The 13593-nt window shown below is 66.8% G+C and carries 15 protein-coding genes; 5 read left to right on the top strand and 10 right to left on the bottom strand.

The features are described from left to right. Positions 1-207 precede the first annotated feature (207 nt). The gene (locus DT057_RS06330; protein ID WP_128561230.1) at positions 208-414 is read right to left on the bottom strand and encodes a hypothetical protein; all 207 of its coding nucleotides are present in this window, start codon (positions 412-414) and stop codon (positions 208-210) included. A 309-nt stretch (positions 415-723) separates the two neighbouring features. On the opposite strand from DT057_RS06330, the gene DT057_RS06335 reads away from it, so the two are divergent. Then, positions 724-2304, top strand: coding sequence for a P-loop ATPase, Sll1717 family (locus tag DT057_RS06335; RefSeq protein WP_128561231.1), 1581 nt, complete (start codon positions 724-726; stop codon positions 2302-2304). 204 nt (positions 2305-2508) lie between these two features. Here the strand turns inward: DT057_RS06335 and DT057_RS06340 are convergent, their stop codons facing one another. Then, a complete protein-coding gene (locus tag DT057_RS06340; RefSeq protein WP_128561232.1) occupies positions 2509-2889 on the bottom strand; it encodes a hypothetical protein in 381 nt (126 codons plus the stop codon). 440 nt (positions 2890-3329) lie between these two features. On the opposite strand from DT057_RS06340, the gene DT057_RS06350 reads away from it, so the two are divergent. Together DT057_RS06350 and DT057_RS06355 are read left to right on the top strand one after the other, a co-directional pair. Next, positions 3330-3560 (top strand): hypothetical protein, encoded by a 231-nt coding sequence (locus tag DT057_RS06350; RefSeq protein ID WP_128561234.1) that lies wholly within the window; start codon positions 3330-3332, stop codon positions 3558-3560. After that, the gene (locus DT057_RS06355) at positions 3560-4330 is read left to right on the top strand and encodes a hypothetical protein (protein WP_128561235.1); all 771 of its coding nucleotides are present in this window, start codon (positions 3560-3562) and stop codon (positions 4328-4330) included. Before DT057_RS06350 ends, DT057_RS06355 begins: the two co-directional genes overlap by 1 nt. 199 nt (positions 4331-4529) lie before the next feature. Here the strand turns inward: DT057_RS06355 and DT057_RS06360 are convergent, their stop codons facing one another. The 8 genes from DT057_RS06360 to DT057_RS06390 form a co-directional block, all read right to left on the bottom strand. Then, positions 4530-4757, bottom strand: a complete 228-nt coding sequence (locus DT057_RS06360; RefSeq protein ID WP_128561236.1) for an FAD/NAD(P)-binding protein — start codon at positions 4755-4757, stop codon at positions 4530-4532. Positions 4758-4768: 11 nt separating this feature from the next. Further along, positions 4769-4894, bottom strand: coding sequence for a hypothetical protein (locus tag DT057_RS37195; protein WP_269153098.1), 126 nt, complete (start codon positions 4892-4894; stop codon positions 4769-4771). Between the two features lie 74 nt (positions 4895-4968). Then, positions 4969-6591, bottom strand: a complete 1623-nt coding sequence (gene groL / locus DT057_RS06365) for a chaperonin GroEL (protein WP_128561237.1) — start codon at positions 6589-6591, stop codon at positions 4969-4971. Between the two features lie 32 nt (positions 6592-6623). Further along, positions 6624-6914 (bottom strand): co-chaperone GroES, encoded by a 291-nt coding sequence (gene groES / locus DT057_RS06370; RefSeq protein ID WP_128561238.1) that lies wholly within the window; start codon positions 6912-6914, stop codon positions 6624-6626. Between the two features lie 601 nt (positions 6915-7515). Next, positions 7516-9534, bottom strand: a complete 2019-nt coding sequence (locus DT057_RS06375; RefSeq protein WP_128561239.1) for a cysteine desulfurase — start codon at positions 9532-9534, stop codon at positions 7516-7518. Next, complete coding sequence (locus DT057_RS06380; protein WP_128561240.1) at positions 9521-10912, bottom strand: family 2B encapsulin nanocompartment shell protein; 1392 nt, start codon at positions 10910-10912, stop codon at positions 9521-9523. Before DT057_RS06380 ends, DT057_RS06375 begins: the two co-directional genes overlap by 14 nt. Positions 10913-11319: 407 nt before the next feature. Next, positions 11320-12228: a serine O-acetyltransferase gene (gene cysE / locus DT057_RS06385; protein WP_238314004.1), complete on the bottom strand. Its 909-nt coding sequence runs from the start codon at positions 12226-12228 to the stop codon at positions 11320-11322. A gap of 27 nt (positions 12229-12255) precedes the next feature. Continuing rightward, on the bottom strand, positions 12256-12465 hold the full coding sequence (locus tag DT057_RS06390) for a hypothetical protein (RefSeq protein WP_128561241.1): 210 nt from the start codon (positions 12463-12465) through the stop codon (positions 12256-12258). Between the two features lie 279 nt (positions 12466-12744). Between DT057_RS06390 and DT057_RS06395 the strand changes: the two genes are divergently transcribed. Beyond that, on the top strand, positions 12745-13158 hold the full coding sequence (locus DT057_RS06395; RefSeq protein WP_128561282.1) for a YeeE/YedE family protein: 414 nt from the start codon (positions 12745-12747) through the stop codon (positions 13156-13158). Next, positions 13158-13589: a DUF6691 family protein gene (locus DT057_RS06400; protein ID WP_407068133.1), complete on the top strand. Its 432-nt coding sequence runs from the start codon at positions 13158-13160 to the stop codon at positions 13587-13589. The genes DT057_RS06395 and DT057_RS06400 overlap by 1 nt, the downstream gene beginning before the upstream one ends. The last annotated feature ends 4 nt before the right edge of the window (positions 13590-13593 follow it).

Genomic DNA, 13593 nt, shown 5'->3' on the forward strand with positions numbered 1-13593 from the left:
GCTCCTCCAGCGCCGGCCACATGGGGGATCTAGCGGGCGCCTGGCTGGGCTCCAGGCCGATCGAAGCTGTCGCTCAGATGCGAGCCCATTGCGGAACGACCACACCGCTTGGTCCGTGGGCGCTAGCCCGATTGTTCGGGGACCGACAGGGCGCCTCGCCCGCCGATCGCTTCCGGAGCGGCCGGGAGGTCGCCCGGCGGAGTGCCCTTACCGGCGCCCGCCGCCCGCGACGGAGTGCATGTCCCGCTCCACGGCGGCGATCGCGCTGGCCTCGGCCGCGGCCTCGGTCGGGTACGGCCGGTCCGACCGCTCGACGAGGCTTCCGCTCCTGCGGACAGCCCACTGGTAGTGCCCGGCGGGCTTGGGGAGAGGTGAATCCTCGATGGTGTAGGGGTGGGGGATGCTGTCGGCCATGGTGCTCCTATAGAGGGCGGCCGTGCCCGCGGCCATTCGGCCATAGCAAAGCATGCATGCAGCGGCACGAGGTCGACACACCGCATCCTCACGCCGGATGCTCCCGTGCGGCCAGATCTAGCCACATTACAAGAGTGGCCGCGTAGACTTCTACCGGCGCGTGCGCGAGATCCAGGGCTCGGCCGAGGCGATGGCGGCCGGCGGCGAGGGTGGGGTGCAGTGACGGGCAGTCATACAAGCAGTGCAGCACGCAAAAAGGAGTCCTGCACACGCAACCAGACGTTTTCATGATAGTTGGAGAGGATCGCCGTGTACCTTAATGTGCGCAGGGAGATCGCTTTGTCGATTGATTTCCTCAAGACTTTTGGATTTCTCCAAGATCCATTTGCGTCTACTAACGCAGCGGACGAGCCACTGATCGATAAGTATTTTGTGGATCCGCCATTTTTTCCTGCGGTGGTTGGTGACCCAAATACTCCAAAGAGCAATGTTGTTTTTGCGCCGCGTGGTGGAGGCAAAACTGCTCAGAAAATAATGATTGAGAAACGAAGTGCGGAGGCGCATCAATTTCTCTGCTTAACTTATGATCGATTTCCGACAAATGTAATTAGACTGCCAAAGGATGCTGACGCGGAATATCATCTGACAAATATTTGTCGTATATTACTGATAGCTATCCTTTGCGAGATTGAAGAGCGAAAGTATCTCCCGCAGGAAGTAGACGAGATCGACAAACGATTGATTGTCTCTCTTTCTCGCAAGTTACTAGGCGATCTGTCGGCCGAGAAATTTCAGGAATCACTTGCATCTGTCAAATCTTTTGGAGATAAGCCAAAAGATTACTATGGAAGATATGGCGGTATAGTCACTGGTTTACTAAATTTAATGGCGGCTAAATTTGGGTTCGGCAAATTCGAATTGGCAACGGCAGCATATAAACCTCTTGATGAAACTTTACGGTTTCAGTTTGAGTCTCTTGTGGCTCTCGTCAAGAAATTTGGATACAAATCGACCTATATACTTGTCGATCGCGTCGATGAATTGACAATAACAGCCAGTGACGCTGGAAAAAATTTCGAGTTCCTGGAGTCTCTACTAATCGATCTTCCACTACTCGAAACCAATGGTTTGGCTTTCAAATTCTTTCTATGGGACAAAATCAAGGACATGTATCAAGATGCAGGCGGCCGGCCAGACCGGTTGCTCGAATATTCGCTTGATTGGTCGGTAGCGGATTTGGAAATTGTCCTTAGTAAGAGATTATCGACCTATTCAGAAGGTAAAATCCGTCAATTCGATGATTTGGTTGCCTCGGACTCGCCATATAATGTGCATCGCATGATCGCGTATTTTGCTCATGCCTCGCCACGAGATATGGTTCGGATCTGCAAGAAAATAGTCGATGAGCATACAAAGACCGGGAGGTATGGAGAAAAGATCGAGTTTAGAACTGTCAAAGCGGGCATTATAAACTTCGCTACTGAAAGAGCTCGCGAGTTGTATGGTGCGATTTTTGGAGAACTGAAGAAAGTTGGTGATGTCAATTTCACAATCAACAGGCTCGCAAACGACATCTTTCGCGTCAGTACACAGGCGGCGAGGTCGAAAGTTAAGAACTGGCAAAACTCAGGTGCAGTGGTCAAGATAGGCGATGTACCTAACCCTGGCAATAGACCTCAATATCTGTATGGCATTCTAGATCCTCGGCTTGCGATAGCTGTTAATTCAGATCGCAGCATTGAAGAGGCAATGGATTATTCATTAGTAATATGTCCGCACTGCACCGCATTACGAATTGTTGAAGAAGGGGAGATAACTTGTCCAGATTGTCAGGGTAATTTTATAGCTGAAGACGCTAATACGATGGGACAACTCTGCAGGCGGTCATAAACCCGCCAATCTAATTGCTAACACTGACGAGCGTCGCCCGGCAAGGCTCTAAACCTCCACCGGGCGCTCTACTGTCTGACGCCGCAGCCGCACCCCCGGACCCTCGCCATTCTCCTCGATGAGGATGACGCCGGCAGATCTGAGCGGCTTGGAGGCTGGTGGGCCCGACAGGCCTCGAACCTGCCAGCATCTCTCTCATGGCCGTTAGAGACCCTTGGCGCCGCCGCGCGCCGCCAGTTCTCGATAAATTATTACGCAGTCACTGCCGTTGGGGACAAATCGAACAACATTATTGCTCTTGCGATCGTCCCATTTGTACGCGCCGAACCGACGGGGTTCTGGATCAGACTCGCCGTACTTTGAAACAAGAGTTCGTTCTATCGAAGGACAATCAGCGCCGTTAACAGGGTGAAGTGACACGATTGCAAGCCCTCGGCTTCCCTGAAATTCGAAATGTGCGTTGAATGCGAATGGTCCAGATTGAAAAGGAGCCGCAAGTTCAACTTTATATGTCTCGTTGCTGTATTTTGAAGAATAAGGCTGCGCTTTCCCTTTGGAAATTTTTGCAACCTGTTCGACGCTCATTCCCCAGCGTGTGTACTGCCAATCTGCGCTTGCAGGGACCGTGCTCACTATGAATGCCGTAAATAGGCATAATATGGTTCGCATTATCAGCCTCTAATTCTTTGACTTCGAAATACATTCTAATGTGCTGAATTTATGCAGAATCCAACTCATTTCAGATAGCCTTTGGCTTTGAAGTGCTCTGTGAGAGCCTCGCGGATTGCCTCTGGGCGTGAAGGCTTCGGTTCTGGCTGATCTGCGATCCAGGCATCAAGAGGAGCTATGTGCTCCGGTTGCAGGCGCACAGTCACGGGCTCACCCTTTCCTGTGGCAGGCCGGCCGCGCTTTTTTGTGACGTCACGAATTGACATGGCCTATTTATGATGGCACAAAACCCGGGCCGCACCAAGGGGTAGGATCCTCGGTACGGCCCTAACCACAACCGTCTCTGAGGGACGATCATGGCTATCCGTACCGCTACCACGCCGGCCCGCGCCGGTGAACGCTCCCGCTCGCCCGCTGCTCAGGTCGGGCCCGTGACGGCCGCGATCCGCGCCGTGCGTGCCGAGGACATGGACCAGGAGCGTGATCGCATTGCCGAGCTACGCGAAGGTCTGGGCCGCTACTTCGCAGGCCTGGGCCCGGACGAGGGCCGCGCCTTCGACGCGCTCCTGGCTCAGGGAGAGCTGTGATGAAGGCCGCACGCAAGACGTCTCCGGCGGTCGATCCGATCCTGGCGGCGATCGAGCGCCACCGCGTCGCTCATGAGGCCTTCGGCGAGGCCGTAGAGGCCTCCGACCACGTGCAGATCAGGAAGAGGGGCGGCAACGCCTCGCCCCGCGCCATGGCGATCCTGAAGGCGCAGCGCGACCAGGCCGACGCCGCCGAGGAGCGCGCTTGGCGTCACCTTTTCGGAGAACTGCCGAGCACAACCGCAGGGCTACTTGCCGTGATGCGCCACGCCGGGGAGCACTACGACTCGATGATCGGGATGGACGATCCGCCGGACGTGTTCGGATCGCTCGCGGTGATGACGGGGGCGCTGCTCCAAGATCCGGAGGCCGTTGCGGCGCGATCGTCGGCGGCGCAGGCCGAAGCGGTGTCCGACACCGCGAGTTCCGATCCGATCTACGAGGCGCTGTTCGAATGCCTCGAGGCCGATCGCGCCTACACCGCAACCTTCACCATGCCGGGCCAGCCGGAAGTGGAGGAGACGCCCGAGTTGATGGAGCGCCGGACCGGCGCCGGCGATGCCGTGCACGAGATCTGGAACGGGAAGGTCCTCGAGACGGTCCCGACCACCGCCCGCGGCGCCGGCGCCCTAGCGCGCTTCGCTTCCGGGTTCCTGGAGGAACACGGCTGCGAATTGGATGAGGCCATCGCCGTGCTCGCGCTGATCGGCGAGTGCCCCGCCTTGCGATCGGCGCCTCTGGCGGACGCTGACGAGGCCGATCAGGCCTGACCCGTGGCCAGGGCCAGGGCAGGATGAGGCCTGCCTAGGCCCGCCTATCGGACGCTCGTGCAGCGTGTCCAAAGCGACACGGCAGGTTCGCAGGCGATCGCTGCCGTTCGCTCAAATCCGCTCGCAAACCATGGGTACAATAATAGGTCTGCCAAGTGGGCCTAGCATCAAAGTGCTGAGATAAAAGGGATATTTGATGTCATCTCCCGGAGAAATGCTCCGGCCGGTCCGGATACGCGCTCATGTTGGCGGCGCGCAGGTTGAGCAGGTGGTCGCAGGCCTGCGTGCCGTAGGCGAGGCCGCGCCCGAAGCTGCCGCCCTTCTCGCACAGGAGCACCGACCAGGGCCGGGGCAGGGCGGACAGCAGGTGGAGCGCCGCCATGCTGCCGCTGAAGCCGGCGCCGACGACCGCGATGACCGGGTTCATCCGGGGAGCCGTCAGGATGCGCGCAGCAGGAACGCGAAGGCGCTGAGGATCAGCGCCACGCAGAGCGCGACGGCGACGAGCCCGGGGCTCGGCTCGGAGGGGTGGAACGGGACGGCCGGGTCGGGGAGTTGCACCATGACGGTCCTTGGCGACGGGCGAGAGCGAGGAGCGCCCCGGGGAGGAGGATCCCCGGGGCGCGCGGGACCGATTGTCAGAAATCCGCACCGGCCGGTGCGGGCAGGGCGGGCTTGTCCTTCGGCCGCTCGGCGACGAGCGCCTCCGTGGTGACGAGGAGGCCCGCCACCGAGGCCGCGTCCTGCAGCGCCGCGCGCACCACCTTCGCCGGGTCGACGATGCCGGCCTCGATCAGGTCGACGTAGGTCTCGGCCTGCGCGTCGAAGCCGTAGGTGTCGGACACGCTCTCGCCGACCTTCGCGACCACGATCGAGCCCTCGACCCCGGCATTGGCGGCGATCTGGCGGATCGGGGCTTCGAGCGCCTTCAGGACGATCTTGATCCCGGCCGCGACGTCGGGGTTGCCGCCCTGGAGCGCCGCGACGGCGCCGCGGGCCCGCAGCAGCGCCGTGCCGCCGCCCGGCACGATGCCCTCCTCGATCGCGGCGCGGGTGGCGTTGAGCGCGTCGTCGACCCGGTCCTTGCGTTCCTTGACCTCGACCTCGGTGGCGCCGCCGACCCGGAGCACCGCGACGCCGCCGGCGAGCTTGGCCAGGCGCTCCTGGAGCTTCTCGCGATCGTAGTCGGAGGTCGTCTCCTCGATCTGCGCCTTGATCTGGGCGACCCGGGAGGCGATCTCGGAGGCCTCGCCGGCGCCGTCGACGATCGTGGTGTTCTCCTTGTCGATCCGTACCCGCTTGGCGCGGCCGAGCGCGGCGAGCGTCACGTTCTCGAGCTTGATGCCGAGCTCCTCCGAGATCGTTTGCCCCTGGGTCAGGATCGCGATGTCCTCAAGGATCGCCTTGCGCCGGTCGCCGAAGCCCGGCGCCTTGACGGCCGCGACCTTCAGGCCGCCCCGCAGCTTGTTGACGACGAGCGTCGCCAGCGCCTCGCCCTCGATGTCCTCCGCGATGATGAGGAGCGGCCGGCCCGACTGCACCGCCGCCTCGAGCACCGGCAGCAGCGGCTGGAGCGAGGAGAGCTTCTTCTCGTGGATCAGGATGTAGGGATCGTCGAGCTCGACGGTCAGCTTCTCGGCGTTGGTCACGAAGTACGGCGAGAGGTAGCCGCGGTCGAATTGCAGGCCCTCGACCACGTCGAGCTCGGTCTCGGCGGTGCGCGCCTCCTCGACCGTGATGACGCCCTCCTTGCCGACCTTCTCGACGGCCTGGGCGATCAGCCGGCCGATCTCGGCGTCGCCGTTGGCCGAGATGGTGCCGACCTGCGCGATGGCGTCGGACGCCGTCACCTTGCGGGCGCGGCCCGCCACGTCCTTCACCGCCGCCGCGACCGCGAGGTCGATGCCGCGCTTGAGGTCGAGGGGGTTGAAGTTCGCCGCCACCGCCTTGGCGCCTTCCTTGACGATGGCCTGAGCCAGCACCGTCGCGGTGGTGGTGCCGTCGCCCGCGCGGTCGTTGGTCTTCGCCGCGACCTCCCGCAGGAGCTGGGCGCCGAGGTTCTCGAAGCGGTCCTCCAGCTCGATCTCCTTGGCGACGGTGACGCCGTCCTTGGTGATCCGGGGCGCGCCGAAGCTCTTCTCGATCACGACGTTGCGGCCCTTCGGGCCGAGCGTGACCTTCACCGCATCGGCCAGGATGTCGACGCCGCGCAGAAGGCGCTCGCGGGCGTCGGCGGAGAATTTTACGTCCTTGGCAGCCATGGGAATCGTCCTTCTCGCTGATGCCGTCGGGGTCAGGCCGCGATCACGCCGAGGATGTCGGCTTCCTTGAGGATCAGGAGATCCTCGCCCTCGATCTTGACCTCGGTGCCGGACCACTTGCCGAACAGCACCCGATCGCCGGCCTTCACGTCGAGGGGCGTCAGCGCGCCCTGGTCGTCCCGCGCGCCCGGCCCCACGGCGACGATCTCGCCCTCCTGGGGCTTCTCCTTGGCGGTGTCGGGGATGAGGATGCCGCCCTTTGTCTTCTCCTCGCCGTCGAGGCGGCGCAGGAGCACGCGGTCATGCAGGGGCCGAAAGGCCATCGGTGGAGCCTCCTGGTTGAAGGGGACCGGATCGCCCGCGTTCGGGGCGCATCCGACGTCCCAAGGGTGTCCGGAGGCGTTCGCCAAGTCAACGAGATTGTTCTTTTTAAAGAACGCTGCGGGGGAGGGGACCAGACTGCCGCGGAGCGCAGACCGAGAAGAATTTCCGGCGTTCGGTGGACCGCACCAGGACGTGACGCCCGTCGGGGGATGGCTGGACGAGGCGGCGCCGGTCGCGGCGCGAGCGCGGCCAGAGGGCTACCCGATCGCACTGCCGTCGGGCGCCGCCCTCGATCCGCGCTTCGGCGCGCGTCCTCGTGCCGAACCGGTGCTTGTTCCGGCCGGGAACGCTCGGACCGCGCTTGCCGCGTCCACGCACGGCGTTCGGCCGCGCGGACTTCCCGGCGTTGTTCCAGGCCAGGGCCTCGCTGCCGGCGAGCCGCACGCGCGGGAAGTTCAGGGCCGCGGCCTCCTGGGCGGGGCCCGCCGGCGCTCCGTGGCGCGCCGGGGCTCCGTGGCGCGCCGCAGCACGCTGCGCGTTGGTCCGTGGCGCGAGGCCGCGCGGTGTCGAGCGACGCAGGGCGGCCCCGCTGGGCGACGTTCAGCGCCGCGGCAGCGTGTGCAGCACCTTGAGGAACACGTCGACGTCCTCGCGGGTGTTGTAGAAGGCGAGCGAGGCGCGGACCGACTGGTCGACGCCGAAGCGGCGCAGGGCCGGCAGGGCGCAGTGATGGCCCGAGCGCACCGCGACGCCGTGCCGGTCGAGGTGAAGGGCGACCGTCTCGTTCTCGTGGCCCTCGATCACGAACGACATCACGCTCGCCTTCTCGCGCGCCGTCCCGAGGAGGCGCAGGCCCTTCACTCCGGCGAGCCCTTCCTGCGCGTAGTCGAGCAGGTCGTGCTCGTAGGCGGCGATGCCGGGCAGGCCCACGCCCTCCAGGTAGTCGAGGGCGGCCCCGAGCCCCACCGCGCCCGCGATGTCCGGGGTGCCAGCCTCGAATTTTTCCGGCGCGCCCTTGTAGACGGTCTTTGCGAAGGTGACGTCCTCGATCATGTGGCCGCCGCCCTGCCACGGCGGCATCGCGGCGAGCAGGTGGCTCTTGCCGTAGAGCGCGCCGATCCCGGTCGGCCCGAACACCTTGTGGCCCGAGAAGACCAGGAAGTCGGCGTCGAGCGCCTGCACGTCGATGGGGATGTGCGGGGTCGACTGGGCGGCATCGACCAGCACCGGCACGCCGTAGGCGTGGGCGAGCGCGATGATCTCGCGGATCGGGTTCACCGTCCCCAGCGCGTTGGCGACGTGGGTCACCGAGACGATTCTGCTGCGGCCCGAGAGCAGGGCGGCGTACTGCTCGAAGATGATCTCGCCGCGGTCGTTGACCGGGATCACCCGGATCGTCGCGCCGGTGGCCTGCGCCAGGAGCTGCCACGGTACGATGTTGGCGTGGTGCTCGATCGTCGAGACGATGATCTCGTCGCCCGGGCCGACATTGGCCCGGCCGTAGGAGTTGGCGACGAGGTTGATGCCCTCGGTGGTGCCTCGCAGGAAGACGATGTCGTCCTTCGACGGCGCGTTGAGGAAGCGGCGGGTCTTCTCGCGGCCGCCCTCGAACAGGTCCGTCGCGCGCGCCGCGAGCGTGTGGGCCGCCCGGTGGATGTTCGAGTTGTGGCGGCCGTAGAACTCGCTCGTCGCGTCGATGACGCTCTGCGGCTTGTGGGTGGTGGCGGCGTTGTCGAGCCAGACCAGCCGGTGCCCGTTCACGCTCTGGTGCAGGGCCGGAAAATCCCGGCGGACGCGCTCGACGTCGAAGGGCGCCGCGGCCGGGCTCGATCCGAGGGCGAGCGCCCGCGGGGCCGGGCCGTCGTGGCGCGCCGGCTCGACCCGCGGCCGGGGAGCCGGACGGCCACCGCGGCGGGCCGGACTGGGTGACGGGTTCAGGAAGTAGTAGTCGGCCTCGGCCGAGGGCAGGGAAGTCGGCTCGGGCGGGCGGCCGGTGCGCCGGACGTGCTCCTGTGCCACGTCCACGCCGGCCCGCGACGGATCCCCCGGGACCAGGGCCGGCGCCAGCGCCTGCGCGAAGGCGTGGGCGCGCGGATGGTCGGCGGCGATCTGCCGGTAGAGGTCGGTGCCGCCGGGCAGGCCGGCCGCCACCTCGGGCAGGCTCGGCACGAAGAACTCGGGCAGGGCCCGCGACCCGAGCGGGTTCGGCCCGAACGGCCCGGCGAGCGGATGCAGCGAGGGCACCGCACCGAGATCGAGCGCGTTCGCGCCGGCCGGCGCCGGCGACGCCCCGACCGGGCTGGCGGCCGAGGGACCGGTGAGGCCCGGCAGGCCGACCGGCGGCGCCCCGAACGAGCGGGCGCCGAGCGCGGCGATGCCGGGCTCGATCCCCGAGGGCCGCTCGCCGGCGGGAGCCGGGGGGAGGGCCCGCGGGACCTGAACCTGCGGAACTTGCGCCTGCGGGACTTGGGGGCCCGCCGGCAGCGTCGGGGCGAAGGGGGCGCTCGCGGCCTGGCCCTGCCCGTAGATCTCGCGGGCGAGGCGCCCGACGAGATCCGCGTGGGCGAGCTCGGCCGGCGTCCCGGAGGGGAAGCCGGGCCGCGCCTCAGGCGTAGTCATGGTAGTTGCCGAGCAGCACGCTATCGAGGCGGGCGGTCGCGTCCTCGACCAGCACGGCGGCCGAGAAGTAGCGCGTCACGAGGTGCGAGGCGATCGAGTGGTCGTTGGTGCCCATGTAGCGCACCGACAGGCCGGGCTCGATCTCGCCGGTGACGCCGGACTTGTGCAGGCCGACCACGCCCTGCTCGCCCTCGCCGACGCGCAGCAGCAGGATCGAGGTGGTCTGCGCGCCCGTGACCGGGTCGATGTCGATCGGCAGCTTGTCGCTGGGGACGAGCGGCACGCCGCGCCAGGTGATGAACGGCGCCCCGAACAGGTGGACGACCACCGGCGGAACGCCGCGGCGGGTCGCCTCCCGGCCGAAGGCCGCGATGGCGCGCGGATGCGCGACGAAGAAGGCGGGCTTCTTCCAGACCAGGGTCAGGAGCTCGTCGAGGTCGTCCGGGGTCGGCGGACCGCCGCGGGTCGGGATGCGCTGGCGCGGGCTCACCTCGTTGAGGAGGCCGAACTGCGAGTTGTTCAGCAGTTCCCACTCCTCGCGCTCCTTCACGGCGTCGACCGTGAGGCGGATCTGCTCGCGCAGCTGATCGATCTCGTTGGAGTAGAGATCGGTGACGCGGGTGTGGGTGTTGAGGATCGTCTGGATCGTCGAGAGGTGGTACTCGCGCGGATCGATCTCGTAATCGACGAAGGTGGTCGGCAGGCGCGGCTCGCCGGCATGGACCGCCAGCAGCTCGATGCCCTGCTCGCCGTGGGAGTTGGTGTGACCCCGCAGGCGGTCGCGCTCCTCGCGGTACTGGGCGATGCGCGAGGCGATGGCCTCGTCCTCGACCGCGGCGCGCTCGAGGGTGAGCAGCGTCACCGCCGAGAGCGCCCTGACGGCCGGGGCGGGGGCCGCCTCGCCGAGGAGGTCGCCGTCGCCGAAGTAGTCGCCGCGCGTCGCGAGGCCCTGACGCAGGTGGCCCTTGTAGGGACCCGACAGGATCAGCTCGACGGTACCGTCGGCGACGACCACGAGGCTGCGGCCCGTCGAGCCCTCTTCGGCGATGATGTCGCCGGCCCGGTGGCGGCTCTCGGTGAACCGGCCGGCGAGCGCCGCGAGCTCGGCGTCGCCGAGGCGGCTGAACAGCGGCACCGCCCGCAACGAGCCCGGACGGACCGTGCGGCCCTCGCCCTCGGCCGCGAGGTCGATGCGGCCGGGCTTGGCCAGCACGACGGCGCGGCGGTTGACCCGGTAGACGCCGCCCGGCACGTCGACGAAGGGCAGGAGCCGCAGGAGGAAGCGCGGCGTGTTGGCCGCGTTCTGGACCGAGGTGACGGTCGCTGTGGCGAGATTGCGTGCGGCTGAGGCGCTGACGCTCAAACCCGGTCCACTCATCGAGGTTCGTCTCCGTTTCGCCGTCTCGGGGCCGGTCCCGGCCCGGCACTCTGCGCGCATGACGCCGGGAACCGTGGCCGTCCGCGTGGGCCGGCACGTCGGGGCAGACGATCGTCGGACCGCAATCCTGCCTGTTCTGGCGCCTTGATGTCCGCGAGGACGCAGGCCGATACTTGAATACTGACCGGACTGCCCGTCGCTGCCGCAGCGATAGCGGCGATCGAGCGCGAGCGTCAATAGAATTTTTTGCTGTTTCTCACTCTAATGAGCATAGAAAATTCTTCTAAACCGCGGCATTAGATAAGATCCATCTAAATTTCAAGACTATCGTGGAATATAATTTTATAGGATCGCGGGCATGCCGCGATCCCGCGATGAACCGTCTCCGAAAGGAATTTCCGGCACCGTCAGATGCCGTCGCCGAAGAACTGGTCCATGGTCAGGGCCGGTTCCTCCGAGCGCGGGATGCGCGAGACCACCCGGGCCGGCACGCCCGCGACCGTGGTGTGGGGCGGCACGTCGTGCAGTACGACCGCGGCGGCGGCGACCTTCGCGCCCTCGCCGACCCGGATGTTGCCGAGCACCTTGGCGCCGACGCTGAGGAGCACCCCGCGCTCGATCTTCGGGTGGCGGTCGCCGCTGTCCTTGCCGTTGCCGCCGAGGGTCACGGATTGCAGGATCGACACGTCGTCGGCGATGATTGTGGTCTCGCCGATCACGACCCCGGTGGCGTGGTCGATGAACACGCCCGAGCCGATCCGCGCCGCCGGGTGGATGTCGCAGCCGAACACCTCCGAGATCCGGCTCTGGACGTGGAGGGCCAGCGTCATCCGGCCCTGGTGCCAGAGCCAGTGGGCGATCCGGTAGCCCTCGAGGGCGGCGAGCCCCTTGTAGAACAGGAACGGGTCGAGGTAGCGGCGGCAGGTCGGGTCGCGCTCGCGGATCGCGATCAGGTCGCGCACCGCGTGGGCGCCGGCATGCGGGTCGGCCTCGAAGGCGGCGAGGCACAGATCGCGCATCGCCAGGCGGGCGAGGTCGCCGTCGCCGAGCCGGTGGGCGAGGCGGTAGGCGAGGGCCTGCGCGAGGCTGCGCTGGTCGAGGATCGTCGCTTGGATGATCCCGGCGTAGAGCGGCTCCTCGATCAAAGCCGCCTCCGCCTCGGCGCGCAGCTCCGCCCAGACGTCGGCCTCCGCCGTGCTGTGGCTCGTCGCGCGCAGGGGCGGCTGGCGCAGGGCGGAGCCGGCCGCGCGGTACGAGGAATGCGGCCCCGCGGGCGAGCCTGTCGGAGAATCCAGGTCCGTACTGGCCGAATCCATGCGGGTGGGGGCTCCTGTCGGGCGCGGTTACTGCACCCGCCGGAACAGGTCCGGCAGGTAGCGCTGCAGGGTCTCGTGGCCGTCGAACTTGACGTCGACGGTCGGGCTGGTCCCGCCTTCCTGGCCATGGATGCCGAGGATCCGGCCCTTGGCGTTGCGCCAGATCCCGAGGACGTCGGCGAGGTCGAGCCGCTCGAACACCACCTCGTCGCCGCGCGTCATCGTCGCTTCAGCCATGGCGTGATCCTCCCGGTGCTCTCGCGGGTGCATCTGCGGCGCGTCGCGATCCTGCGGATGGGAAGAACCTCCCTCCGTTCCGGCGAGATCGGAGAAGGGCGTGGTCGCGGGCGGCGCTGGCGAGAGCATTTACTTCGCTAACCTGTTGCGTTTGCTCGATAATTCACGAATAATCCTCCGACGGCAAGCCTTGTTCCGCGCTGTCCCCGCCGGTATGCCAGGGACCGTCGCATGCGCCGCGACGCCGGATCGCCGGCGCCGCAGATCCCGGGTCACCCGATGATGATCTTCGCGTCCGCCTTCGCGGGCGGCCTCCTGATCGGCCTCTCGGCCGCCCTGTTCCTCCTGCTCAACGGCCGCATCGCCGGGATCAGCGGCCTCGTCGCCGGTCTGGGCCGCCCGGCGGATCCCTCGTGGCGCACCGGCCTCGCCTTCCTGGTCGGCCTCGTCCTCGGGCCGCCGGTCTTCGCGGTCCTCGCCGGCGCCTGGCCGGTGATGCGGATCGACGCGAGCCTGCCGGTGCTGGCGCTGGCGGGGCTGCTCGTCGGCTTCGGGACCCGGCTCGGCTCGGGCTGCACCTCCGGTCACGGGGTCTGCGGCCTCGCCCGCCTCTCGGTGCGCTCGGCCGTGGCCGTTCTCGTCTTCCTGGGAAGCGGGATGCTGACGGTCGCCGTCGGCCGGGTGCTGTCGTGATCCAGTCCCTGCGCCTCGCCACCGCGCTCCTGTCCGGCCTCGTCTTCGGGGTCGGGCTCGCGCTCTCCGGCATGCTCGACCCCGCCCGGGTGCGGGGATTCCTCGACGTGACCGGCGCCTGGGACCCGACCCTCGCCTTCGTGCTGGCCGGCGCCGTCACCGCGTCGGGCCTCGGCACCGCCCTGGCGCGCCGCCTGCGCCGCCCGGTCCTGGCGAACTCGTTCGACTGGCCGACGCGGAGCCGGATCGACTTCGCCCTGATCCTCGGCGCAGGCCTGTTCGGCGTCGGCTGGGGCCTGTCGGGCTTCTGCCCCGGGCCCGCGGTGGCGGCCCTCTCCGGCCGGTCGCTGCCGGTCGCGGTGTTCGTCGTCGCGATGCTCGCCGGCATGGCGGCGCACGGCGCCGCGCGCCGCGTGCTGCTCGTCCGTTAGCCCG

The sequence above is a fragment of the Methylobacterium crusticola genome, from assembly GCF_003574465.1.
GTDB classification, from domain to species: Bacteria; Pseudomonadota; Alphaproteobacteria; order Rhizobiales; family Beijerinckiaceae; genus Methylobacterium; species Methylobacterium crusticola.